General features: G+C 50.9%; 22 protein-coding genes, 1 tRNA gene, 1 pseudogene and 1 riboswitch. Of the genes and pseudogenes, 4 read left to right on the top strand and 20 right to left on the bottom strand.

Going from position 1 to position 25600, the window contains the following annotated elements; all coding sequences use genetic code 11:
* Positions 1 to 177 precede the first annotated feature (177 nt).
* A riboswitch (TPP riboswitch) is annotated at positions 178 to 278 on the top strand.
* Positions 279 to 316: 38 nt separating this feature from the next.
* Positions 317 to 991: an energy-coupled thiamine transporter ThiT gene (thiT, locus tag OCV63_RS07665; protein ID WP_158363262.1), complete on the top strand. Its 675-nt coding sequence runs from the start codon at positions 317 to 319 to the stop codon at positions 989 to 991.
* Between the two features lie 99 nt (positions 992 to 1090).
* Here the strand turns inward: thiT and OCV63_RS07660 are convergent, their stop codons facing one another.
* Both OCV63_RS07660 and argS read right to left on the bottom strand, forming a co-directional pair.
* The gene (locus tag OCV63_RS07660) at positions 1091 to 2047 is read right to left on the bottom strand and encodes a helix-turn-helix domain-containing protein (RefSeq protein WP_158363261.1); all 957 of its coding nucleotides are present in this window, start codon (positions 2045 to 2047) and stop codon (positions 1091 to 1093) included.
* Positions 2048 to 2306: 259 nt separating this feature from the next.
* Positions 2307 to 4073, bottom strand: a complete 1767-nt coding sequence (gene argS, locus OCV63_RS07655; RefSeq protein WP_158363260.1) for an arginine--tRNA ligase — start codon at positions 4071 to 4073, stop codon at positions 2307 to 2309.
* Between the two features lie 144 nt (positions 4074 to 4217).
* Between argS and OCV63_RS07650 the strand changes: the two genes are divergently transcribed.
* Positions 4218 to 4970 (top strand): exodeoxyribonuclease III, encoded by a 753-nt coding sequence (locus tag OCV63_RS07650; protein ID WP_158363259.1) that lies wholly within the window; start codon positions 4218 to 4220, stop codon positions 4968 to 4970.
* 178 nt (positions 4971 to 5148) lie between these two features.
* Here the strand turns inward: OCV63_RS07650 and OCV63_RS07645 are convergent.
* The 3 genes from OCV63_RS07645 to sdaAB all read right to left on the bottom strand — a co-directional run bounded on the left by OCV63_RS07645 (position 5149) and on the right by sdaAB (position 6915).
* Positions 5149 to 5221: transfer RNA gene (locus OCV63_RS07645), tRNA-Thr, on the bottom strand.
* A 67-nt stretch (positions 5222 to 5288) separates the two neighbouring features.
* A complete protein-coding gene (gene sdaAA, locus OCV63_RS07640) occupies positions 5289 to 6167 on the bottom strand; it encodes an L-serine ammonia-lyase, iron-sulfur-dependent, subunit alpha (RefSeq protein WP_158363258.1) in 879 nt (292 codons plus the stop codon).
* 79 nt (positions 6168 to 6246) lie between these two features.
* Positions 6247 to 6915, bottom strand: a complete 669-nt coding sequence (gene sdaAB / locus OCV63_RS07635; RefSeq protein ID WP_158363257.1) for an L-serine ammonia-lyase, iron-sulfur-dependent subunit beta — start codon at positions 6913 to 6915, stop codon at positions 6247 to 6249.
* Positions 6916 to 7426: 511 nt separating this feature from the next.
* On the opposite strand from sdaAB, the gene OCV63_RS07630 reads away from it, so the two are divergent.
* Positions 7427 to 7594 (top strand): DUF1540 domain-containing protein, encoded by a 168-nt coding sequence (locus tag OCV63_RS07630; RefSeq protein WP_158363256.1) that lies wholly within the window; start codon positions 7427 to 7429, stop codon positions 7592 to 7594.
* A 164-nt stretch (positions 7595 to 7758) separates the two neighbouring features.
* On the opposite strand, the gene OCV63_RS07625 is transcribed toward OCV63_RS07630, so the two are convergent.
* The 12 genes from OCV63_RS07625 to OCV63_RS07570 form a co-directional block, all read right to left on the bottom strand.
* The gene (locus OCV63_RS07625) at positions 7759 to 8673 is read right to left on the bottom strand and encodes a YitT family protein (protein WP_158363255.1); all 915 of its coding nucleotides are present in this window, start codon (positions 8671 to 8673) and stop codon (positions 7759 to 7761) included.
* On the bottom strand, positions 8674 to 9243 hold the full coding sequence (locus OCV63_RS07620; protein ID WP_158363254.1) for a xanthine phosphoribosyltransferase: 570 nt from the start codon (positions 9241 to 9243) through the stop codon (positions 8674 to 8676).
* A gap of 40 nt (positions 9244 to 9283) precedes the next feature.
* On the bottom strand, positions 9284 to 10015 hold the full coding sequence (locus tag OCV63_RS07615; protein ID WP_158363253.1) for an SIR2 family NAD-dependent protein deacylase: 732 nt from the start codon (positions 10013 to 10015) through the stop codon (positions 9284 to 9286).
* Between the two features lie 182 nt (positions 10016 to 10197).
* A complete protein-coding gene (locus OCV63_RS07610; protein WP_158363252.1) occupies positions 10198 to 11625 on the bottom strand; it encodes an RsmB/NOP family class I SAM-dependent RNA methyltransferase in 1428 nt (475 codons plus the stop codon).
* A 2-nt stretch (positions 11626 to 11627) separates the two neighbouring features.
* Positions 11628 to 12830 (bottom strand): class I SAM-dependent rRNA methyltransferase, encoded by a 1203-nt coding sequence (locus tag OCV63_RS07605; RefSeq protein ID WP_158363251.1) that lies wholly within the window; start codon positions 12828 to 12830, stop codon positions 11628 to 11630.
* A 4-nt stretch (positions 12831 to 12834) separates the two neighbouring features.
* Positions 12835 to 13476 (bottom strand): endonuclease III domain-containing protein, encoded by a 642-nt coding sequence (locus tag OCV63_RS07600; RefSeq protein ID WP_158363250.1) that lies wholly within the window; start codon positions 13474 to 13476, stop codon positions 12835 to 12837.
* Between the two features lie 70 nt (positions 13477 to 13546).
* On the bottom strand, positions 13547 to 14530 hold the full coding sequence (locus OCV63_RS07595; RefSeq protein WP_158363301.1) for an aldo/keto reductase: 984 nt from the start codon (positions 14528 to 14530) through the stop codon (positions 13547 to 13549).
* Between the two features lie 221 nt (positions 14531 to 14751).
* Positions 14752 to 15024 (bottom strand): hypothetical protein, encoded by a 273-nt coding sequence (locus OCV63_RS07590; RefSeq protein ID WP_158363249.1) that lies wholly within the window; start codon positions 15022 to 15024, stop codon positions 14752 to 14754.
* A 22-nt stretch (positions 15025 to 15046) separates the two neighbouring features.
* A complete protein-coding gene (locus tag OCV63_RS07585; RefSeq protein ID WP_158363248.1) occupies positions 15047 to 15628 on the bottom strand; it encodes an InlB B-repeat-containing protein in 582 nt (193 codons plus the stop codon).
* A gap of 34 nt (positions 15629 to 15662) precedes the next feature.
* Positions 15663 to 16745: a galactose/methyl galactoside ABC transporter permease MglC gene (locus tag OCV63_RS07580; protein WP_158363247.1), complete on the bottom strand. Its 1083-nt coding sequence runs from the start codon at positions 16743 to 16745 to the stop codon at positions 15663 to 15665.
* A gap of 15 nt (positions 16746 to 16760) precedes the next feature.
* Positions 16761 to 18260 (bottom strand): sugar ABC transporter ATP-binding protein, encoded by a 1500-nt coding sequence (locus OCV63_RS07575; RefSeq protein ID WP_158363246.1) that lies wholly within the window; start codon positions 18258 to 18260, stop codon positions 16761 to 16763.
* A 98-nt stretch (positions 18261 to 18358) separates the two neighbouring features.
* On the bottom strand, positions 18359 to 19531 hold the full coding sequence (locus tag OCV63_RS07570) for a galactose ABC transporter substrate-binding protein (RefSeq protein WP_158363245.1): 1173 nt from the start codon (positions 19529 to 19531) through the stop codon (positions 18359 to 18361).
* A gap of 215 nt (positions 19532 to 19746) precedes the next feature.
* Here OCV63_RS07570 and OCV63_RS07565 point away from each other — a divergent pair, with 215 nt between their 5' ends.
* Entirely contained in the window at positions 19747 to 21027 is a 1281-nt protein-coding gene (locus OCV63_RS07565) for a galactokinase (protein ID WP_158363244.1), read from the top strand.
* Between the two features lie 138 nt (positions 21028 to 21165).
* Here the strand turns inward: OCV63_RS07565 and OCV63_RS07560 are convergent.
* The 3 genes and pseudogenes from OCV63_RS07560 to OCV63_RS07550 form a co-directional block, all read right to left on the bottom strand.
* Positions 21166 to 21627 (bottom strand): annotated as a pseudogene (locus tag OCV63_RS07560) (DUF4143 domain-containing protein); the annotation flags it as partial.
* 282 nt (positions 21628 to 21909) lie between these two features.
* Positions 21910 to 23415, bottom strand: coding sequence for a GH25 family lysozyme (locus tag OCV63_RS07555; RefSeq protein WP_158363243.1), 1506 nt, complete (start codon positions 23413 to 23415; stop codon positions 21910 to 21912).
* 14 nt (positions 23416 to 23429) lie between these two features.
* A complete protein-coding gene (locus OCV63_RS07550; RefSeq protein WP_158363242.1) occupies positions 23430 to 25598 on the bottom strand; it encodes a M56 family metallopeptidase in 2169 nt (722 codons plus the stop codon).
* Positions 25599 to 25600: the final 2 nt, after the last annotated feature.

Here is a 25600-nt window from a genome sequence, read left to right as displayed (position 1 = left end):
CAGGGTTCTCTTCCATATGGATTCATATTCTACAAGTATAAGCCCCTTCTTTGTCCCTGTCAAATCTTCCTGCTATTCACGAAAATACAAAATGTTTTTCTGTACTTTTTCACGAAAATGCAAAATGTTTTCTCTTGACTTTCTTCCCTGTCTGCCCTATATTTAAATCAATCACATAGCGAAAGCTAGGGGAGCCAAAGGCTGAGAATACACATCTGTGTTGACCCTCATTACTTGAACCGGTTAATACCGGCGTAAGGAAGCATCTTTTGTATCCCCTCCTGTGAAATTTTTTCATTCCTAAGGAGGTTTTTTTATGTCACTTTTTGCTACCAAACTGGTGGACGAATACGGTAACGCCACCTACAACCTGACGGGCCTGGGTTACGGTGCCCTGGTCGCCCTGATGCTGGTTCTTCTGATCCTGGCCTGCTATCTCACCGGAGACAAGGCAAAATTGAAAACGAAGCACCTGGTTTTTTCTGCCGTTGCCATGGCCCTGGCCATGATCACGTCCTTCCTGAAGCTTTTTGAGGCTCCCATGGGCGGATCCGTTACTCTGTTTTCCATGCTGTTCATCTGCTGTATCGGTTACTGGTACGGCCTGCGGGCCGGTATTATGACCGGCGTGGCCTACGGCCTGCTGCAGCTCATCTCCGATCCTTATATCATCAGCCTGCCCCAGATGATTACGGACTATATCCTGGCCTTCGGCGCACTGGGTCTGTCCGGTATCTTCTGTAACAAGAAAAATGGCCTTGTGAAAGGCTACATTGTAGGCGTCCTGGGCCGCTACCTCTTCGCATTCCTGTCCGGCCTGATTTTCTTCGGCATGTACGCGGAAGGATCCGGTATGAGCGCCCCGGTTTATTCCCTGGCCTACAACGGCTCTTATCTGGGCTGCGAGGCGGCCATTACACTGATTGTACTGGCGATTCCGGCGGTGAATAAGGCGTTTGTGCGGGTGAAGCAGATGGCGGTGGCAGATTAAACAATCATTCTTTTACACCAATAAAAAATACCGCGGGTTCTTTTGCGGAACCTGCGGCATTTTTCCCTTTTCGAAAACTTTTTACAACCCTGTTTCCTTCTATTTTTCCGACGTTTTCTCTCTATCTTTCTGTGACTGCCGTTTCTTTTTGATGGTAAACCGAAGCTCCGCCTGCTTTGTGCCGATGATCATTTCCCACTGGATGCCGTCGCATTCGGTACGGTTGGAAAGGATGTCGTCTTTTTCGTAGCTTTCGGTGTCATACTCTACCATAAGCATGCCCTTCTGACGCTCACCTCCGATGATCATGCGGTGATCGGTGAAGGCGATGACAGGGTGCCACATCATGGGGAGAGCGTTTCGGGTGTATTCGCCATACTGGGTGACCAGTTCGACGGCTTCGCCAGGCTTCAATTCCGTTTCAATAGCTTTCAGAATCTTCTCGCACTTACTCTCGTCCGGCTCCGGCTGCTGGCGGCTTTTCAGAAAGTACAGCATCTCTTGAGCCGTGTGCATTTTCGGGCACTGATTTTCCATCAGGCTTTCCAGCTGCTCCGTAGTGAACTTGTACTCATCTTTATTCATGCGCTGGCACTGGAGGATGCGGATAAAACCGCACAGCATCAGAAACAGAACTCCATCGATGATGCCGCCATCTATTCCTCTGTATGCCCGGAGCAGCTCCATAACCACATATCCGACAGTGGCCACACCTACGCAAAACAGACTGAATTTCAGGCTGGAATCGATCTGTTTCTTCCAGGCTGCCCGCTCCTGATTCAGATACTGCACTACGGTATGCAATCCCTCATAGGTGACGACTCCGGCATTTCCACTTTCTATTTCCCGCCTGCTTCCCTCCAGCAGTTCCTGCACTGTCACACCCAGCACATCTGCCAGAGTAAGCAGCAATGAGATATCCGGCATTCCGTGACCATTTTCCCAGCGGGAGACACTGCGGGAATTGACACCCAATCTGTCGCCAAGCTGCTCCTGGGTCATGCCCTTTTCCTTTCTCAGTTCCGCGATGAATTTTCCGGTTTTTATCTGCTCCATGGTGAAGTCCTCCTGCTGTGTTTTCTGATTTTATCTTAGCATAAACGTGTGCATAGGGACATGACATAGAATGAGAGTCCCCTGAAAATTAGTAAAATATTGCTCTTCACACTTTTCATGATAACACGCTTGTGCAACGCACGAATTTTTGTATCGTATTTGGAATATTTTTACAGCTCCATGTATTAAAAATCCGGAATTGAAATTGTGAACCTGTTCACATGTTTCAATCCCGGATCTCTCACATTACCTATTTATCTTACATTCTCTCCGGTGCTTCGAAGCCCAGCACATCGATGCAGGTCTCCAGCACCCGCTTGGTCAACTGCAGTACAGCCACCAGCCCTGCACGCTTCTCTTCGTCCTCTTCGCCAAGAATCTTTGTCTCATGATAGAACTTGTTGAAGGCGTTCGCCAGCTCATAGATATAAGCGCAGACCTTATGGGGCGCCAGCTCGTCAAAGGCATTCTCCAGCACGCCGTTGAAGCGGGCCAGTACCAGCTCCAGCGCCTTCTGGCTGTCATTTTCCGCTGCCGGAATCCGTCCCTTTGTCAGATCGCCGCCCTGGGCCTGATACTTGTTCAGAATGGACTTAATCCGCACAATGGTGTACAGGATATAGGGTCCGGTATTGCCCTCAAAGGAGGTAAAGCGGTCGATATCGAACACGTAATCCTTGGAGGCCTGGTTAGACAGGTCGCCATACTTGATGGCGGACAGACCAATCTTCTTCGCCGTATCCCGCGCCTCTTCCTCGGAAATCTCAGAATTCTCCGCGATCTTTTGATACATCTTTTCGTTGATATCGGCAATCAGGTACTCCAGACGCATAACGCCGCCCTCGCGGGTCTTGAAGGGCTTACCGTCCTTGCCGTTCATGGTACCAAATCCTAAGAATTCCAAATCCGTCTCCGGCTTTACCAGACCGGTCTTCTTGGCACAGCGGAATACCTGGATAAAATGCATCTCCTGACGCTTATCTACTACGTAGATGACCTCGTCCGGATCAAAGAGCTTTCGGCGCTCCACCAGAGTCGCCAGGTCGGTGGTGGTATACAGGGACGCTCCGTCAGACTTCAGAATCATGCAGGGCGGAACCTCTTTGGTATCCGTATCCTCTTTGACGTCAACTACCAGCGCGCCCTCGCTCTCATAAGCAAAGCCCTCGTTCTTCAGCTTCTCCACCATATCCGGAATATAGGGCTGGGCGTCGGACTCGCCTTTCCACAGGTCGAACTCCACATTCAGATTCGCATAGTTGCGCTTCAGATCGGTGACCGACACATTTAAAATATGCTGCAGGATGGCCTGATAGCCTCTATGCCCGTGCTGCACCAGATAGGTGGCGTGCATCGCCTGCTCCTTGTAGGCCTCGTCCTCCTTGAAACGTGCGCTGGCTGCCGGATAGATCTCCTCCAGCTCGGAAATGGTAAAGGGCGCTTCGGTCGGATACTCGCCGGTATAGTCCTCATCGAAATACACCAGATCCGGTTTACGTTCCTTCAACTCTGTGATAATCAGTCCCATCTGCAGTCCCCAGTCTCCCAGATGGATGTCGCCGATCACCTTGTGCCCTGCGAAACGTCCCAGGCGCTTCACGCTCTCGCCGATGATGGCAGAACGGAGATGTCCCACATGCAGCGGCTTCGCCACGTTGGGTCCGCCGTAATCAATGACGATGGTTTTCGGGTTCGCGGTCTTCTCACAGCCCAGACGCTCGTCATCGGCCATGCCCTGCAGGTATTCCTGCACATAGGCTGGCGCCAGCTTCAGGTTCAGAAAGCCCGGATTTACCGCATTGACCTCGGAAAACAGCTCCTGCTCCTTTAAGCTCTCCGCCACCTTATTGGCAATCTGAATGGGCGCGCAGTGATATTTTTTCGCGCCTGCCATGGCGCCGTTACACTGATACTCGCACAGGTCCGGGCGATTGGAAATGGTGACCTTTCCGTACTCGGCCTCATAGCCGCAGTTTACAAAGGCTTCGGATACCGCAGCGGTAATCCGATCCAGTAACTTCTCCATACACGTATTCTCCTCTTGTAAAAATCTTTTCTTTATAATGCTTTCGGCTGCGATTCTTTACTTTTTTTCGCAGAACCACTATAATAATATCTATTATATGTAAAATGCAAGAAAAGATCAAATCTTTTCTGTAAGGAGGATCTTATGAAACTGATTTCCTGGAATGTAAACGGCCTGCGGGCCTGTGTCGGGAAAAATTTTATGGAAGATTTCAAGAAACTGGACGCCGATATTTTCTGTCTCCAGGAAACCAAGCTCCAGGAGGGACAGATTGAACTCGATCTGCCCGGCTATCATCAATACTGGAATTACGCGGAGAAAAAGGGATATAGCGGAACCGCCATTTTTACAAAGGAGGAACCCCTGAGCGTGGCTTACGGCATCGGTATCGAGGAGCACGACCACGAGGGACGCGTGATTACGCTGGAATTTGAGGACTACTATCTGGTGACGGTCTATACGCCCAACTCCCAGGACGGCCTTAGGCGCCTGGACTACCGAATGCAGTGGGAGGATGATTTTCTCGCCTATATCAAGAGTCTGGATGAAAAGAAACCTGTCATTTACTGCGGCGACCTGAATGTGGCCCATCAGGAAATCGATCTGAAAAACCCGAAGACCAATCGCAAAAACGCCGGTTTCACCGACGAGGAACGGGCGAAAATGACCACCGTCTTAAGCTCCGGTTTTGTGGACACCTTCCGCTACTTCTATCCGGACGCCGAGGGCGTCTACTCCTGGTGGTCTTACCGCTTCCGCGCCCGCGAGAAGAACGCAGGGTGGCGCATTGATTATTTTATCGTATCCGAACGGCTGAAGGATCGACTGGAAAACGCCTCCATTCACACGGAAATTTTCGGTTCGGATCACTGCCCGGTGGAGCTGGATCTGAAGTAAGGATAAAAAGGAATGTGCCATTGGCACATTCTCGCGCCGAGGCGCGGTTGCCTTGGCAACCATCTACCACTGCGCCGCAGTGCGATAATATTTTTTATGGAATAGGGAATTCTATCGGAATTTCCTATTCCATGAAAAAAACCCTGAGGAGCTTATCCTCAGGGCTTCTTTTGTATCAAGCTGGAAATGAGACTCGAACTCACGACCCCTTCATTACGAGTGAAGTGCTCTACCGACTGAGCTATTCCAGCCTGCTGTGTCAGCAACTGCTATTATACTCGAAAATGAAATATTTGTAAAGGGGGCAATTAAAATTTCTCAACTGCACTTTCCGCAGGCCTCGCAGGCCGACGGCGCAGTGGCGCAGCCGCCGAGGGCCGTCTCCCGAAGCTCTGCCGGAAGCCGTCTGCCCACGTTGTACATCACCACGATCATCTCGTCCAGCGGAATCAGCTGAGGGACTCCGGCCAGGGCCATTTCCGCGGCGGTCAGGGCTGTGGCGGCTCCGGCTGCGTTGCGGTTCTGGCAGGGGTATTCCACCAGGCCGCCTACGGGATCACAGACCAGTCCCAGCAGGTTCATAAGAACCGTGGAAGCCGCGTCCAGACAGGCCTTCGGAGATCCGCCAAGCAGCTCCACAGCGGCTGAGGCCGCCATGGCGGAGGCTACGCCCACCTCGGCCTGACAGCCGCCCACAGCGCCTGCCACCGTAGCGTTCCGCATGGCCAGGTATCCCACGGCTCCCGCGTTGTAAAGGGCCTGTATCATCTCTTCCTCTGTAAAATGAAACTCTTCTTCCAAAGCCAGCAGGACCCCCGGCACAATACCGGAAGAGCCCGCCGTGGGGGCCGCCACAATCAGTCCCATGGAGGCATTAGTCTCCAGAACTGCCATGGCGTAGGTCGCTGCCCGCCCCAACACCGGCCCGCAGAGACTTTTTCCCCGGCCTTTCCCCTGCTGCCAGTCCGAAAGCCTCTTTGCCTCACCGCCCAGCAGACCACCCATGGATTTGACTGGCTTCCGTATGGGTCCACGGGCAGATTCTCCCATGATGTGATAAGCTTTCTTCATCCGGGCGTCGCAGAGCTCCCCGCTGGTCTCGCCCTCTTCTATCTCCCGCTGCCGCATGACATCTGAGATCCGCATGTTCTGCTCCACGCAGAGTGCCAGCAGCTCCTTCGCATTCTTAAAATCCATTTTTATAACTCCCTGTTCTATTGCAATCCACTTTTTTCCGGATCTGTGTTTCATGCTCCGGTGATGAAGTCCCCGGCTTCTAGGGCTGCACAATCATCACTTCATGCACGTTCCCATTTTCCCGAAGCTCGTCCGACACGTTCTCCGGCAGCCGTCCGTCTGATTCCACAATAGTGTAGGCGATGTCGCCCTTGCCCTCCCTGAACAGGCGCATGAACGCGATATTGACGCCGTGACGACTCAGCACACTGGTGATATGGGCCACCACGCCCGGCCGGTCCTGATGAATCACGATGGCCGCGCTGTACTCACCGGTGAAATCCACCTCCACCTGATTGATGCGACAGATGCGGGCCTTGCCGCCGCCCAGGGATTCGCCCCGCACAGTCAGCTTCTGACCGGCCTCATTTTCCATCCGGATGTCTACCGTGTTCGGATGCACCTCGGTCTCCTCCGCGTCCGGCGTGAAGGAAAAGGCGATACCCCGCTTCTCTGCTATCTGAAAGGAGTCCCGGATCCGCTCGTCGTCCGTATCGAAGCCCATGATGCCGCCCAGCAGCGCCCGGTCCGTGCCGTGGCCACGGTAGGTGCGGGCGAAAGAACCGTATAAGATAAACTCTGCTTTTATAATGGGCCCGGCAATCATTTTCTGGGCCAGATAGGCAATTCTGGCGGCTCCCGCCGTGTGGGAGCTGGACGGGCCGATCATATTCGGACCCAGCACGTCAAATACGCTGATAAATGACATTTCGATACTCCTTTTCCTTTTCTACACTTCAGTATAGCATATCCTCCGGATATGCCGCTCCGCTTTGGATGCCATTCGGCAAGCTATAATGTCTCACGACATTATAGCATATCCTTTTTCCATTTTATATATTTTTTAGAAATTCCCAATTATTTGTTAAGAGTGCGGACACAACTTAGACACATCCTTTGTGTATGATAGTATTATCAAATGAAGCAAAGCAAAAAACATGCAGATGCTACTCATAAAAATGGGGCTGCCGGTGCTGCTTCGGTGCCGACCGGCCCCGTCTAAAAACAATGGGTAACCCCCTTTATCATATAGTTCTATGTAGCAATGAACACTTTCAATTGTTACTCTCCTTCTTCGATAGTATAAAGCGACAGAAATTTCCTGACGGTCCACAACTCCGGCAGGAGATTTTTGTGTATAAAAATGATGATTCGGTACACACTACTTCTGTAACGCAATCACCCGCGGATCACCGCACCGAAAAGGAGGAATTTTTAAGATGACCAACAAGAATGAAGCCATCGGATGTACCGTCAATAACTGCACCCATCACGCCCAGACAGAGAATTACTGTACTCTGAACAAGATTCAGGTGGGCACCCATGAAGCCAACCCGACCAAGGTCGAGTGTACCGACTGCGAGTCCTTCGTCAATAAGATGAATTAACCCGCGCAAAAAGCCTGCACCCCAACATCCGGGTACAGGCTTTTTCCTTATAGAAAGATTCCGGAATCGCTCCGTTTTTATAGTATACGCAGATTTTCTAAAACTGTGTGGGATTTATAAAAGCCCCTGGAGCACTTCACTGTCCGGAACCAAATTCACATATTTTACAGATGTTTCGCGAATCTTCCGTCAATTCCCACATTATCCTTGCTGACGATGAAGGCCTTCGGGTCGATATACTTCATTTCCTGCTTCAGTATAGAAAGCTCATGCTTGGACATAACTGTGAAAAGGATATGCGACCGGTCGTCCGTGTAGCCCGCCGTCGCGTCCCAGTGGGTGACGCCCCGGGCCAGCTCGTCCATGATATAATGCTTCAGTTTCTCCGGATCCTCCTTGGTAATGATGATCACTGCCGTCCGTATATTCTGGGTGTGGGTCTTGTCCACCATCAGCGTATTCACCGCCGCGTAAATGATACAGTAGATCACGACCTTGATATCAAAGAGCAAAGCGCAGCTTCCATATATCACCAGATTAATCAGCAGATTCAGCTTTCCCACGCTGAATCCATTGTATTTCTTCGTAAAATACATGCCGAGGATATCGATTCCTCCGCTGCATCCGCCGCTCTGAAGGGAGATACCGATACCGGCCCCCACGATGATGCCGCCGATCAGCGTCGCCGTAATCGTGTCCTCCACAATGGGGCTGGCCGGAATCGGAATCAGAGTCAGGAACAGGGACTGGCTCACCACGCAAATGACTGTCCTCCAGAAGAAATGACGTCCCACCGACATATAGGCCAGCACAAACAGCGGCAGATTCAGAATCAAACTGATGATACCCGCGATATCCGTGCCGCCGAAATTCAGGTGCGCGTACTGCACCAGAAGGGTACGGAGAATCTGGCTGATACCCATGACGCCACCGCTGTAAAGTCCCGCCGGAACGATAAAATTGTTGATGCCGATGGCGTAGATCAGCATACCGCCGATGGTGATCAGAATCTGTGAAATATCGCTCTTTTCAAAGGCGCGGACTGCTGCGTCCGCGCCTGTTCTGTTCTTCTCTCTCATTTAAAATACCACTTTTCCGTCTTCAAACGCCTGGATGCTGGCCTGGGCATATACGTGGATGCCCTGGCTCTCCAGCTTTTCGTGGCCCGGCTGGAAGGCCTTCTCGATAAGTACGCCAAGTCCTGCCACAGTGGCATGGGCCTTGCGGATCAGGCGGATGGCGCCGGTGGCTGCCTCGCCATTGGCCAGAAAATCGTCGATAATCAGCACGTGATCCTCATCAGAAATATAGTTCTTCGCCAAAGTCAGCCGATAGGAGGTATCCTTCGTATAGGACACAACCTCAGTCTGCCACACCTCGGTCTTCAGGCTGTCCGCAGTCTGCTGCTTCTTCAGAATCACCAGCGGCACGCCCAGCTCCTTCGCGGTAAATAAGGCCGGCGCGATACCCGAGGACTCGATGGTAAATACCTTCGTAATTCCCTGTTCCTTAAAATGCTCCGCCATATCTTTTCCAATTTCTTCCATTAAAGGCACGTCCACCTGATGATTTACAAAGCCGTCCACCTTCAGAATGTCTCCGTCTACGACGACGCCTTCCTGTAATATCTTCTCTTCCAGTGCTTTCATAATATCTGTCATCCTGCCTTTCCTTCGTTTGTCCGTATTATTATAATCCTACTATCTTCGGAAGCGCCGTTTTTACTTCCTCCCGCAGCACAATATCCGCCTTTTCATCGGTAAAATGCTCCGCTGCATTGATAATAATCAGAGTCTCTCCTTCAAAATACTTCACATACCGCTCGCAAAGACCGGAGCCGATAGACGTCCCCAGAAGCAGTAATACCTGCGCCTTGGAAATCTCCTCTACCGCCGCCGTCATCATCCGGTTATCCACCTGTTCGCCAAAGAGCAGCACCTTCGGGCGGATCACTGCCATACAATCCTCACACAGAGGCACCCGGTTGGTATCCCGGATATATTCCATGGGATACTTTCTTCCGCATCTGGAACACTCATTGTCATAAATGGTTCCGTGAAGGTTCAGTACCTTCTGACAGCCAGCCCGGCCCGGCAGATTGTGTACATTATTCGCAATACTGCACTGGAGTTTTCCACGCTTTTCCAGCTCCGCCAGCGCGTAAAAGCCTGCACTGGGCTCCAGATGGGGCTTCAGCATCCATTCCCGGTAATATTTGAAAAAGGTATCCGGGCGGTTCGCGTAAAATACAGAAGAGAAAATCTCCTCCGGCGAATAACCAAACTCCTTCTCCACCTGATAGGCAATCTCCGGAGCGCGAAGACTGGGCATACCAGACTCCTTCATCATATCTGTTCCACACATCGCTACTGTATAGCTGCTTTTGTCCAGAATATCCCGGATCCGTTCATAATCATTCATAAGAAAATCCTCCCACGAAATTGTATGTAATCCGGCAGCCTCCGTGTTCAGTCCGCAACATTTGATCTGAGCTCTGCCTTGTATTCATTGTGCCATCTTTTGTCGTTTTTGTCAATCTAAACCCGTCTCTTTTTCTGTTTTGTGTGATATTTGCACAAATTTACAGGTTCTGTTTCCTTATTTCATTTCCGAAGCCCTTTTGGGTAATGGTTTTTCAGACTTCCGCCCGCCAGCTTTCCCCAGCCCAGAGGGAAGGAATCTACCAGAACCAGCGTCCAGCCCTTGCCCTCTCCTCCCGGAAGCGTTTCTCCCGACAGCCAGGAGCGGATCTCCCCGGAATCTGCCGGATATGACGCCGTCCGCTTTACCTCCTCCGCCCTCAGGGCAAGCGCCAGGGCATGGGCGGGCTCGAAGCGCTTCTTTTTTACGGTTCCCAGATGAAGGCCGGGACGCAGGACCTTAAGTCCCGCCAGCTTAAGTTCGCAGGGCAACAGATACAGCTGCTCGCCGAAAAGCATGGGCACGCCCTCCGGACAGTTCTTCAGGGTATCCGCCGCAAATTCCTCGTAGAGTTTCCAGGCTTCCGCGTCCACCGTTCCCCGACCGGACTTACCGGAGACGCGCCCTGCCTTTTTTGGGGCCTCCGCTTTGCCTGCTCCGGCTTTTTCCAGCACTGCCGCGTAATGTCCTTCCCCGTCAAGCCTGTGAGGCCACAAACGGAAGGTATCTCTGACAGAAGCGAGAATCTCCTCCAGCCGTTCCGGGCTGACGCCCTCCTTTTCTTCCTCCGTAAGCCGTACCCACTCCGGTCTTCCCGGAGCAAAGCCCCCGTACGCCTCCGTCTTTTTTACAGAAAATTCCGGGTGCTTCAGAAGAAAACGCACCACGCTTTTCTCGTCCTCCTCCGGCGCAAAAGTGCACGTAGAATAGACTAACACGCCGCCCGGCCGGAGCATCCCGGCTGCTTCCTCCAGAATATCCTGCTGCCTGCGGGCGCAGAGCTCCACATTCTCCTGGCTCCACTGGAGCACCGCCTGTTCCTCCTTCCGGAACATTCCCTCTCCGGAGCAGGGTGCGTCCACCACAATCCGGTCAAAAAAAGCCGGAAAATGAGATGACAGCCGCTCCGGCGGCTCATTGGTTACCACAGCATTCGGGATCCCCATCCGCTCCACGTTGGAGGCCAGAATCTTCGCCCGCGCCGGGTGAATTTCATTGGATACCAGAAGGCCCCTGCCCTCCAGCGCCGCCGCAAGCTGCGTACTCTTTCCGCCTGGAGCCGCGCAGAGATCCAGCACCCGCTCCCCGGGCTGTACCCCCGCAAGCTCCGCCACAGACATGGCGCTGGGCTCCTGGATATAGTAGACGCCGGCCTCATGCCAGGGATGTCGGCCGGGACGGTCCTCCGCTCCGTAATAAAAGCCGTTCTTCGCCCAGGGCACCGGCTCCAGGGTAAAGGGGCTCCTCTCCTTCATCTCTGCCGCCGACAGCTTTGCCGGGTTCACCCGCAGGGCCTGACGGCGCTCCTTCCCGTAGCTTCTTCGGAACTCGTCATATTCTGCCCCCAGAAGGCCTTTCATTTTTTCTTCAAATAATTCCGGTAACTGCATTTTTATTTTTCCTCACACACCTGGAAGATATAAAATTTCAGATAATAGGACTCGTCTGCCGCCCAGAGAATCGGATGATCCGGCGCCTGGGTCCGGTATTCCACCTGACGGATCCGCTTATGTACGCTCTTTGCCGCCTGGGCAATGGTCTGGGTAAACAGCTCGTAGCTCATGAAATGGGAGCAGGAGCAGGTAGCCAGAAAGCCTCCGTCCTTCACCAGCTTCAGTCCCCGCATATTGATTTCCCGATAGCCCTTGGTGGCATTCTTAATCGAATTCCGGGACTTGGTAAAGGCAGGGGGATCCAGAATCACCACATCAAACTTCTCGCCCTTTTTCTCCAGATCCGGAAGCAGATCAAAGACGTCCGCGCATGTAAAGCGCACGGTTTGCTCCAGGCCGTTCAGCTTTGCGTTTAACTCCGCCTGATGTACGCCCAGCTCTGAGGCGTCTACGCCGATAACCTCTTGGGCTCCGGCCAGGCCCGCGTTCAGGGCAAAGGATCCCGTATGGGTAAAGCAGTCCAGCACTCTCGCGTCCTTACAGAGCTTCTGAATAGCCAGACGGTTGTACTTCTGATCCAGGAAAAAGCCTGTCTTCTGACCGTCCTTCACATCTACCAGATAGCGGACGCCGTTTTCTACGATCTCCACATTCGTGTCAAAGGGCTCACCCAGGAAGCCCTTGACCCGCTCCATGCCTTCTTTTTCCCGCTCCTTGGCGTCGCTTCGCTCATAGACGCCGCGGATAGAGACGCCGTCCTCTGCAAGCACCTTCTCCAGCTCTTCTATCACTGTCTTCTTCATCCGGTCAATTCCCAGCGCCAACGCCTGTACCACCAGCACATCAGAAAACTTGTCCACCACCATACCCGGAATCCAGTCCGCCTCGCCGAAAATCACACGGCAGCTGGAAGTGTCCACGGTCTTCTTCCGGTACTCCCAGGCTGCTTTTACACGGTTGTGTATAAATTCCCGATCAATCTCCTGCTCCGGATTTCTCGTCATCATACGGATCCGGATTTTGGAATGACGGTTGATAAAGCCCTTTCCCAGTCCATAGCCGTCAAAATCCCGGACGAGAACCAGATCCCCGTCCTCAAAGTGTCCCATGACTGATTCGATTTCATTATCGTAAATCCAGGCTCCGCCCGCCTTCAGCGCGCGTCCCTCGCCCTTCTTCAGTGTAGCGATTGCGTATTCCATATTTTTACTCCTCTACTCCATTTTTCACGCAGATATCCTGCAGACAGCATTTCTCACAATAGGGTTTGGTCCGCGCCGTACAGACCTCCCGCCCGTGATTAACTAGGCGGTGACAGAAATCACTGCCCTCCTCCGGTGGAATCAGCTTCCACAGGGCCATTTCCACTCTCTTCGGGTCTTTTATGCCGTCCACCAGCCCCATCCGGTTCACCAGACGGATGCAGTGGGTGTCGGTGACAATGGCCGGTTTTCCGAACACATCTCCCATAATCAGGTTGGCGCTTTTTCGTCCCACGCCCGGCAACGCCAGAAGCTCGTCGAAGGTGGTCGGCACATTTCCATCATATTTTTCCTCCAGCACTTTCATGCAGGCGCTGATATCCCGGGCCTTGCTGTGACCCAGTCCGCAGGGCTTCACGATGGCTTCGATATCCTCCACCGGCGCCGCCGCCAGAGCCTTCACGTCCGGGTACTTTTCATACAGCTTCTCCACCACCACATTGACCCGGGCGTCGGTACACTGGGCTGCCAGCCGTACGCTGACCAGCAGCTTCCAGGCCTGATCGTAATCCAGAGTACAATCTGCATCCGGATATTCCTTTTTTAATCTGTCAATAATTTCCAGAGCAAGTTCCTGCTTCGTCATACTTATCTGTCGTCTCCTTTATCACTTGTACCCCGCCGTCCTTTTCGGACTGCGGGATATTCGCTTTTTGTTAAATATGGTCTATGATTCTTAATTCTTCCTCTGTAAAATGCGTATTTTCCAGCGCCTTAATATTATCGAGAATCTGCTCCGGCCTGGACGCGCCAATCAGGACGCTGGTCACAACGCCGTCACGGAGGATCCAGGCAAGGGCCATTTCCGCCAGGGTCTGGCCACGCTCAGCCGCCAGTTTATTCAGTCTCCGAATCTGTTCCAGACGTTCCTCTGTCAATGCATTTTCCTTCAGGAAGCGTCCGTCTGTCCGAATCCGGCTGTCCTCCGGAATGCCATGAAGATAACGATCTGTCAGCAGCCCCTGAGCCAGGGGACTGAAGGCAATGATACCCTTATGGAGCTTCGCGGCTGTCTCCTTCAGGCCATTCTGTTCTATCGTCCTGTCAAAGATCGAGTAACGGTTCTGATTGATGATAAACGGACAGTGCAGCTCCTTTAAAATCGCCTCTGCCTGGGACAGCTTTTCCCCGTTATAATTGGACAGACCCACATAGAGGGCTTTCCCGCTCCGTACAATCTGAGCCAGGGCCTCCATGGTCTCCTCCAGCGGCGTCTCCGGATCCATCCGGTGATGGTAGAAGATATCCACGTAGTCGAGTCCAAGGCGCTTCAGGCTCTGATCCAGGCTCGCAATCAGATACTTGCGGCTTCCCCAGTTGCCGTAAGGTCCCGGCCACATATCATAACCGGCTTTCGTACTGATGATCAGTTCATCCCGATAAGCCGAAAGCTCGTCCCGCAGAATCAGACCCAGATTCTTCTCTGCACTCCCCGGCTCCGGGCCGTAATTATTGGCCAGGTCAAAATGAGTAATGCCATGGTCAAAAGCGGTAAAGCAGAGCTTTTTCATATTTTCATAAGAAGCTGTATCTCCAAAATTGTGCCAGAAGCCTAAGGATACAGCCGGAAGTAAAAGACCGCTGTCCCCACAGCGATGATACGGAATGGTTTCATATCTTGATTCACTTGCCTGATACATGGATAATTCCCCTTTCATTCACTTTCCTGTTCTGCTATCCAGTATACTTGATGTATAGTAAAATTTCCAGTAAAAATAGAATCCAGTGCGATCCCCCGGAGGGGCTTTTTGCTCTATAGGAATCATAGCTTTCGCACTTTCATGTAACACGGTATTTCCTATAGAGTAAAAAAGAGCCCCTGTATCATTTACAGAAAGCTCTTTTCCATTCTTTTACAATTTTATTTTACTTCATCAGAAGCTTCTTCCGACTCTTCGTCGCTCTGTTTTGCTTCTTCGACTCCGGCACTTCGTCCGCTGGCCGCCTTCCAGCTGGTATAAAGCCCCCAGCCTGCCAGCCCTGCACCGATGATGGTGAAGAAAATCATAAACCCGATCATCAGCGTTTTTTCAGAACCTGCCGTGGGCAGTCCCTGAAACATCTGCCATGCCAGATATAAAAGATACAGGCCGCCTAGTGCATAGACCGCTATTCTCGCTTTGTCACGATTCATCGTCTTTCTCCTTATCCAAGTCTCACTCTGCCGGAATCCACCGGGCTGTCAGCACATGCTCTCCGGTCATCGTCACCGTCGTATCTGCCTTAATCACAGCTCCGCTGTATACCCAGCCGTCAAAAAGAAAGCCTTCCTTTTCCGGTACCGGAAGCTCCCCGTAGGCCTCGCCATAAGTCACTGCCTTATCCGGTATATATGTTTCTTCATCCAGATTTCCGCCATCCAGATCAAATTTTACCATTACCTCGGCAGGCATCCATACTGCATAGAGAGTCATGTCGTTTTCCACTTTATCGGTAGCAAAATTCCATTCCTTCGCCAGGCTTTCATCCTCTGAGGTAATCCAGCCACAGAAGGTATAGCCGGGCTTCAAAGGTGTTTCCGGCTCCTTTGCCAGCTCCCCATGCTTCAGACGCTGGGCGGCAATCTCCGACCCGCCCTCTGTATCAAAGGTCACATTGTAACCCCCATGGGTGGCAAACCAGAACACCAGAATCACCACGAAGCAAATCGCGCCTATAATAAATCCGTCTAAAATACGGATGGGGACATCCTTACTTCCGTAGATGCCCCTTCCGAACCATTTCTTATCTTCTGCCATAGATTTCTGTCAGTTGTCCTTTTCTGAAAATAGATTACTTACGCACCAGATACTTTCTCATATCAATAGAGCAGGCAATCAGGATAATCAGACCCTTGATGATGTACTGCAGGTTCTGGTTGATGGAAAGGAACTGCAGCGCTACAAAGATAATACGAAGCAGGAATACTCCCATTACTACGCCGCTGATCTTACCGGTACCACCAACAAAGGAAACGCCGCCGATAACGCAGGCCGCAATCGCGTCACACTCGTAGTTCAGACCGGTACCTGCCTGGTTAGAACCGATACGGGCGGACTCAATAAATCCGGTAATACCATACATACAGCCTGCCAGGGTATGTACCAGAATGGTAGTCTTCATAACATTTACACCGGATACGTTAGCAGCCTCCGGGCTGGAACCTACTGCGAACATATTCTTACCGAAGGTTGTCTTATTCCACATGAACCACATGAAAATAACAACTACAATTGCGTAGAATACGTAATTCGGAATCGGAACGCCTGCTACAGACAGGTGGCTTCCGGTTACAAAATCCTTGAAGGACTGGTCAAGTCCGGAAAGCGGCTGACCATTGTTGCCATTAATCATAATGTACATCAGCAGGCAGCCGTATACGATCAGCTGTGTTGCCAGTGTTACGATAAACGGATGCAGAGAGAACTTCGCCACGAAGAAACCATTGACCCAGCCTACCAGACCGCCCACTGCGATGGCAATCAGGATAACCAGCCAGATAGGCATAACCGGAAGATCCGGGAACATTTTTGTAGCATAAGTTACAGACTGCAGAAGCGATGCGGAAATACATGCGGTCAGACCTACTACTCGTCCTGCAGAAAGGTCTGTACCAGTCAGTACGATACAACCTGCGATACCGCAGGCAATCGGAATATTTGCCGCGGAAAGTGAAATAATATTGACGATAGAATCCGGCTTCAGGAAATAGCTGTTCTTCGCCTGTGTGTAAATAATCGCCACAAGAATCAGAATATACATGGCGTTGTTGATCAGTGCCTCTTTCCAGAAGGTTTTCTTATCCTTGCTGTCCAATGCCTGATAACTGGAAATCTTTGCGTTCCAGTTGGATTTCATATTAGAAAAAACGTTCATATCGCGCCGCCCCCTTTATACGTATTTCGCAGCATGAGTCATAATCTCTTCCTGCGTCGTCTCACTTGCATTTACTTCGCCTGCCAGCCGTCCGCCGGACATAACCAGAATCCGGTCGCAGATACCAAGCAGCTCCGGCATCTCAGAGGATACCACGATGACACATTTGCCCTTATTGGCCAGGTCAATGATAAGCTGGTAGATCTCGTACTTCGCTCCTACGTCAATTCCTCGGGTAGGCTCGTCCAGAAGCAGTACTTCCGGCTCGGTCAGAAGCCAGCGTCCCAGAATAACCTTCTGCTGATTTCCACCGGACAGGGAACGAATCTTCGTCTCCTGGGTCGGGGTCTTCGTATGCATGGCGTCAATAGACCACTGGGTATCCTTTTTCATGGACTTTTCATCCAGCCAGAAGCCCATACGCAGGTGCTTTTTCAAACTGGAAATGACCGTGTTTTCCCGGATATTCAGGATACCGAAGATACCGGTGGCACGTCGCTCCTCCGTCAGCATGGCAAAACCATTTTTGATGGACTCACGGGCATTGCGGTTCTTTACTTCTTTTCCATAAAGCTTGATGGTTCCGGAATGGCGGGTAGCGATACCAAAGATATTCTCCAGGGTCTCTGTTCTTCCGCTGCCGTCCAGACCTGCCAGACCTACGATCTCTCCCTTTCTTACATTGAAAGATACATCCTTCAGCAGGGAATACTGCGCGGTCAGGTGTTCTACTTCCAGCGCTACCTCGCCCGGCGTATTGGTTTTCGGCGGGAACTGGTTGGTCAGCTCACGGCCTACCATCAGACGGATAATTTCATCGGTAGTCAGCTCACTTGACGGACGGGTTGCCACATACTGACCATCCCGCATGATGGTAACTTCATCCGAAATCCGTAAAATCTCTGCCATCTTATGGGAAATATAGATAATGCCACAGCCTCTGTCACGCAGCATATTTATAATCTCGAATAAATGTTCTACTTCCTGCTCTGTCAGTGAAGAAGTAGGCTCGTCAAATACGATGACCTTGGAATTATAGGAAACGGCTTTCGCAATCTCCACCATCTGTCTCTGGGATACCGGCATGGTACTCATAATCCGCTTCGGATCTACGTCGATGCCCAGCTCCTTAAAAACAGCCTTCGTATCATCGTATATTTTTTTCTCATTTACCATGACGCCTGCAATCTTGGGATAACGTCCCAGCCACAGGTTGTCCATTACATTACGCTTCAGTGCCTGATTCAGCTCCTGATGCACCATTGCCACACCGTTTTCCAGTGCTTCCTTCGAATTCTTGAAATTAATTTCTTTGCCTTCCAGAAAAATCTGTCCGCTATTCTTGGCATACATACCAAACAAGCATTTCATCAGGGTGGATTTTCCTGCGCCGTTTTCTCCCATCAGCGCGTGGACGGTTCCCCTCTTCACTGTCAAAGAAACATGATCCAGCGCCTTGACACCGGGGAATTCTTTACAGATGTCTGTCATTTGTAAGAGAACATCATGCTCCATACTCTTCCTCCCATCTCGTTGACACAAAGGCGGACGTAACTTACGGCCGCCTTTGTTGTATCCTTACTTTGCTATCTTTTTAAATCGTTTCCTGTGATTTACTCTCCTGTGTACGGTGCGTACGGAACGTAAATCTTGTTGCTGATCTCTGCGTCTGCATTGTAGCTGTCAGTTCCATCTGTCAGAGCTGCGCCCTTCGCTGCGTTCTGAGCCATGATGGAGATACAGTCTGCCATACCCTCTGCGTCCTGCTTGATGGTACCAACCATCTTGCCGTCGCTGATGAGCTGCTTCGCTGCGTCTGTAGCGTCTACGCCGAATACCGGAATCAGAGTGGAATCAGCTGTTCCCAGGTTGTATCCCTTATCGTTCAGTGCAGAGATAACGCCCTCAGCCATACCGTCGTTGTTGCAGATAACCAGCTCGATCATGTTGCCGTTACCCTCGTTGTACTGGGACAGGTTGGTGGTCATGTAGTTATTTGCAGCGGTTGCGCTCCATGCGCCGTCCTGGTCTACCTGATACTTGTCTGTGTTGGTCGGGTCAAAGTACTCAAGCTCCGGCTTGCCAGCCTCCTTAAGAACTGCGTTAGCGTCCTCTACTGCGAACTGAGTACGGTAAATAGCCTCTGCGTTACCAAGCTGACCCATCATCATAGCGTAGGAAATCTTGCCGTCGCCGTTCAGGTCAACCTTGTCAAAGTTCTCAACCAGGTAATCGCCGATCATCTTGCCCTGCATATGTCCTGCTTCCGGAGCGTCTGTTCCAACGAACGCGCACTTGTCATAGGAACCAAGAACCTGTCCTGCTGTAGCGTCATCCTCAACTGCTCTGTTGAAGAAGATCAGGTCAACGCCCTTAGCGGATGCCTTATCAACAACTGCCTGGGAAGCGTCTACAGAACCGGAGGTAACGATGTTTACGATCAGGATGTTTGCGCCCTGTGCAAGAGCGGTATCGATCTGCTCGTTCTGTGTGGTCTGGTTGTTGTTTGCGTCATAGTTCTGATACTTTACTCCAAGGCTGTCCAGCTTCGCATCCAGTGCGGTACGAACAGAAGAGATATATGTGTCAGAGTAGGTGTAATAGAATACTGCGATGTTAGCATCGGAGAGATCTCCGGTTGCCTCTGCAGCGTCTGCTACGTCGCCTGCTTCTGCCTCTGCAGTAGCGTCAGCTGCCGGAGCTTCCTCTTTCTTGCCGCCGCAGCCAGCCAGCATGGATAATGCCATAGCGCCGCATAATACAACTGCTAAAAGTTTCTTTTTCATAGTAAATCCTCCCTTTCATGTGGTTGCAGTTACAAACTACATAAAAATTATAACATAATTCCAACCAAATCAAATGTATTTTTTTACTTTTTTAGGTTAATTTTTTACGATCCAGTCTTTGATTTCTGTTGACTTCCAAGGTGATTGACAAGCAATCCAAAATCGTTTACTATGAAATTATGTATAAATTTCACATCATATAAGGAGAGTTCCAAATGAAAACAACGGGAGAAATAAAAAATCTGTTACAAAACCGGGAGTTGGATTCCACACTCATGGACATTTACCTGGACGAAAGCCGTCTGGACTATCAGCGTCAGCGTTACATCGACGCCCTGACACACTATGAGGAGCTGTATGGAGCCGGAGAGATCGCGATCTTCAGCGCTCCGGGCCGCAGCGAGATCGGCGGCAATCACACCGACCATCAGCACGGTGAAGTACTGGCCGCTTCCATCAACCTGGACGCCATCGCCATCACAGCGCCTCTGGCAGAACCGGTTGTCCGCGTGGTATCTGACGGTTACGACATGATTACCGTATTCCTGGACGACCTGGAGGTAAAGGAAGAACTGAAAGGAACCACCGATTCCCTGATCCGCGGCGTGCTGGAAGGAATCAAAAACCATGGAGGCAAAATCGGCGGCTTCCAGGCTTATGTGACCAGCGACGTACTGATTGGCGCAGGCCTGTCCTCCTCTGCCGCTTTCGAAACCATCATCGGAACCATCGTATCCGGCCTCTACAATGAGATGAAGCTTTCCCCGGTTGATATCGCCATCATTGGTCAGTATGCGGAGAACGTCCACTTCGGAAAGCCCTCCGGACTGATGGATCAGATGGCCAGCTCCGTGGGCAATCTGGTACATATTGATTTTGCGGACGTGGCTCACCCGGTTATCGAAAATGTAAGCTGCGACCTGGTAAAATATGGATACAGTCTCTGTATCACCGATACCAAGGGCTCCCATGCGGATCTGACTCCGGATTACGCAGCCGTTCCCGCCGAGATGCGCGCCGTGGCTGCTGTACTCGGTCAGGAACTTCTGCATGGTATTACTCTGGAGCAGCTCCTCTCCCATGCTGCAGAGATTCGTGAAAAGACCGGCGACCGCGCTTACTTACGCGCTATCCATTTTGTTACCGAAAATGTAAGAGTTCAGAAAGAGGTAGCCGCTCTCCAGGCAGAGGATTTCGATGCGTTCCTGGCTGCTGTAAAGGCCTCCGGCGATTCCTCCTTCAAATATCTCCAGAACGTATACACCAACCACGACATTACCCACCAGAACGTATCGGTGGCCCTGGCAGTCAGCGACGCCATTCTCGGCAGCAACGGCGTCAGCCGTGTACACGGCGGCGGCTTTGCCGGAACTATCCAGGCCTTTGTGAAAAATGAGGCAGTAGCAGAATACAAGGCTGCTCTGGACGGCGTATTCGGCGAGGGTGCCTGCAGCGTACTGATGATCCGGAAGTACGGCGGAATGCAGGTTCTGTAAATCCAGATTCTGAGTCAAAAAACGATGGGCTCCGGTCTACTTGCCGGTTGACCCATCGTTTTTTTGATACTCAATCTGTCATATCTGCCAGAATCTCCGCCTGTATTTTCTGTGAGCGTTATCGTCAAAATATTGATTTCAGATACAAAATGCCGCATAGAGAGGAACGATTTTTTTGTTGTCCTCAAAGCCGAAGTTTTTAGTGGAGAGCTTAATCGCATAAGCGGGCTTGTAGGTGTCCATATAGACCTTTAAGCTCTTGGCTCTGGTGTTATCGGCAGATTTGACTTCAATGGGAATGAGCTGCCCGTCACGCTGAATGATAAAATCAACCTCTGCCCCCCGCTCTGACTCCCAATAATAAGTGTAATAGCTGTTTATGGAGAGCTGCACATTGACATAGTTCTCCGCCATACCGCCCTTAAAGTCGTTAATTTCCTCGACCATATAAAGAATGTCATTGGCAGCTAAATCCTTCTTGGCACAAAGTAATCCCAAGTCAGACACATAAATCTTAAACGCATCAATATCACGATAGTTTTCCAGCGGCTTTTTGATTTGCTCCACCTTGTAAACCCTTGACACGATGCCAGACAGGCAAAGCCATTCAAGAAGCCCATAATCTTTCTATACATAATCCGTCCTCCTTAAAGGTACTGACCATAGCATGACAAATATTCATGCAAAAATCAACGGAATTTTCTTCAGTTTTCGCACTAATAAGCACGATTATTTTCAATAATATCTCGCAATATGACACGAATACCATGATTTCTACACTCTACATTTAAAGAATAAAAAATAGAATTCAAGGTTTGTGACCTGTTCCAACCCTTAATTTTTTATAAACTGCATGATGGATTTTTTATATTTTACTGCTTATTACTCCACCACATTCAGATAGCTGCTTACGCAATACAGAGTCTGTCCATTGTATTCCACCCTGGACCATCCATAATCTGTATTGATTCCGGTCCGCACAAAGACTTCGCCTGCAGTGACCGTTGCCACCACAACCGCATCCGGATTCGTCACGCTGGGAAGCTTCCGCAGGTTTACTTCGATCTTCGGTGTCACATTTTCCGAAACCTTCGTAGATTTCGTCTTCAATCCGTCATCCGGCTCCTTCACCGGCGTCTGATGGGATAAATCCGTCGTCAGATAGTTGGATACTGCATAATAGCGTTCGCCGTCAATGAGAAGCCGGGACCAGCCGCTGTCACTGATGCCGGTTCTGGTGGCCGTCTCTCCATTGGTCAGGGTCCGAAGTACCGTACTGTCGGAGCCCTGGCTGGGCATATCACGCAGGTTGGTCACGTCTTTAGACGTAACTGTTTCTTCTACCTTCTGAAACTTCATCAGTGCCTCCACATCCGCCTCGGCCTCTTCCGGTGCTTCCTGGTTCTGTGCCTGGGCGCTGCTCTCATATCCGAAATACGCCACATTGGCATCCACCGGCTTTGGAACGCCTGCTACCGTACCATTGTTGGTATACTGCCACATGACATGCGTGCCGCTGTAGCTGGATGTAACTGTCTGGGGATAGGGCGCCGCCGGATACTGGGATACCCAGATCTTAAAGCTCTTGTCAATCCGGGAGGTTTCCCATTTCAAATCTTCTTCCATTTCGTTTTTGGAAGCGTAAAACACCGGGGTGTAGCCCTGCTTGTAAATCTCATTCAGAAAGGCAATGGCACAGTCGGTCCGCTCCGTTTTGGTAAGACTGTACAGCCGGTTCTCCGGATTTTCAAACCCCTCGCAGTTGTAGGCTACCGGGTAGGTAATGGGATACTGGGAAATGATATCTGCTGCCCACTGTGCTTCCTCCACTGCTTCTGCTTCCGATACTGCTGTGGAGAAAAAGTAAGCACCTATTTTGATTCCGTTTGCCGACGCTTCCTGCATGTTATACCGGGCATTGCTGTCCTCCACAATCTCTCCGCTGCTCTGGGTACGATAGCCCACCCGTATCATGGCAAAATCGATGCCTGCATCTGCAACTGCTTTCCAGTCAATAGTTCCCTGAAACCGGGAAACATCAATACCAAGGGTCACATCATCCGTTTCTGCTGCATGTTCAGAAATCAGAATTTTTGAAACTGCCGTTTCTGCCCCGGTCTCATCGGAAGTCAGATTCTCCGTGCTCTGCGGATCTTCATAATCCAGCTCCTCTTTATCCACTATTTCCTCTTCCGTATCGGCAATGACCTGAACTTCCTCGGCTTTTTCCGGTTCTTCCTTTTCGCCCCGGAAAATCAGAAAATACAGAACAGCACATAGTCCCAGCACACACAGGATGGCCGCCAGAACTGCAAGCACAGTTCGTACGGAAAAACCACTCTCCTCCTCATTCCATTCATCAAACTCCTGTCTGCTTTCTCTTTTCATACGTCTTGTCTCCTCTATTCTTCTATAATTTCTACCGGGAGAAAATACGGCGAATAACTCCGTACATAATCCTCCGGACGTTCGGAGTTTTCTACATATAAGTCTCCAAACAGCTTGACCGACTTCACGAAAGCCCCCAGATCCATCCCGCAGGCATACATCTGTCCATCTGTTTTTCGGATGAACGTCGTATAGGAATGTATGCAGTCTTTTTCAGAACTGCCATACGGGTTCATTCCCATCCACTCTGCCGGATCAAACACATTCTGGCGGGCGCTCAGAAAATCGGTCCAGACCATTTCCACATCTGTACAGGCCATATAGGGTTCCTCCAGATAGTCCTCTCCTTCTGTGGCACATTGTCCCCAGACATTACAGCCCCACAGCCACAGACGATTCTCTTCATCGATGGCCGCCGCAGTGGCAAGGCCACAGACCGTATACCTGGCGTTCTCCACCATCAGCCTGGGTTCCTCTGCGAACAGATTGCCAGGCCCTTCGGTTCCGGTGGTAGCCTGCATCCGTCCCCACCACCAGACCTTTTTGTCCTCCGTCAGCACAGAGATACATTCCTGACCTGCGGAAGCATAGGTGACATGCTCCATCAGAAGCTGAGGTTCCATTGTCAGATTCAGCCAGGGATTCCATGGTTCATTTTCTTTCATGGGAAGCCGGAGTGCCCCCCAGGTATTGGCTCCCTGTCCATACAGATTTCCATCCTCTGTTATCCAGATCACAAAGGTACTGTTCACATTCGCATCCACATGCACCACATGCTCCGCTATTTTCATCGGCTCCGTATAGGTCACATCCAGGTTATTGATATCGCTTTCCTTTGTGATGCCCAGCTGCCAGCTGTCATTTTCCCCGGTTCCCCAAAGGGTACCGTTCTCATCAATATAGTAATGATTAAAACCTGTAAACCGATCCGTAATATAAGAGCTTTTCGCATCCTTCTGCCGGTTCAGCGCCTGCAGATCGTCCGTGGGATAAGTTCCTGCGATGACTTCCTCTTCCTCCCAGTTCACAGGCGTCTGCTCCGCAGCTGCCTCTACCGGAATCTCTTTGACAGATACCGTAATCCCCATTTCCAGAAGTCCTACCCCCAGAAGCGCCAGCAGGAATGGAATGAAGCCTCCACGCCAGTTCCGGAAAACGAACAGATTATTCATCCGCTTCTTTATATCCTTTTTCCGAAGGGCAAAGGGAACCAGGGCAGGTGCCGGTTTTCCTGTGCTGTACCTGGCTGCCTTTAAAATAGTTTCGCCGTACTGCTTCTTTTCTTCCGGCTTCATTTCCCTGGTGACCCGTTCATCACAGACATACTCCACGTCCCGGAATGCCAGCTTTTTCATCACCCAGAAAACCGGATTGAACCAGTACAGATCGCAGACCAGAAGCAGGATGGCCTTGTACCAGGAATCCCTGTATTTCAGATGCATGAGCTCGTGCCGCAGAACCAGTGGCATTTCCTCTTCTTCAAAGAGTTCCGGCGGAAATACCAGTTTTTTCCGGAAATATCCAAAGGTCACAGGGGTAGGAAGCTGCTCCTTCCAGAGAAGCTCCGGCACTTTTTTGATATGATAGCTTCTGCACCAGCTTCTCACAAGCCCTGTCACTTTCTCATCCTGACAGGTTCTGGAATCTCCAAAAAAGAAATCCCTAAGCAGGTAATACTGCAGAATATGATAAAACAGCAGCACCAGGAAGCCCAAAAGCCAGATACCGGACAGAATCAGCGTTTTCTGCTTCCACAGAAAACCAGAAAAAGCTTCCTGCTTCTCTGCTTTCGCTTCTTCAGATGTGTGATTCTTTTCTGAGACCGCTGCTTGTTCTTTGTCACCCTCTGACGCTGACTGCACCGAAGCAGTATCAGCGGATGGCATCTGTGCATAAGTCGATTCTCCATTTAGGAAAATCTCTTCCTCCGCTTCCCTGTCTGTCCGGGAAGCATCATCCGTTTCCACTTCCAGCTGAACCTGCCAGCCTTTCCAGGACTGATTCAGATCCTCAAGATGGAACTCCACCGGAAGCAGCATCCGTATACACACAAGCAGCCACAGCCATTTCCGCCAAAGATGCCCCGATTTCCAGGAAAAACGTCCATCCAGCAGCCACAAAATCAGAATCAAAGCATCCAGTACAAGAAGATTCTGCAATGCATAGATAAAAAACTCTCTCATAG

The organism is Laedolimicola ammoniilytica (genome assembly GCF_025567165.1).
In the GTDB taxonomy this organism is placed as follows: domain Bacteria; phylum Bacillota; class Clostridia; order Lachnospirales; family Lachnospiraceae; genus Laedolimicola; species Laedolimicola ammoniilytica.
This window is presented reverse-complemented; position numbering and strand designations above follow the sequence as displayed.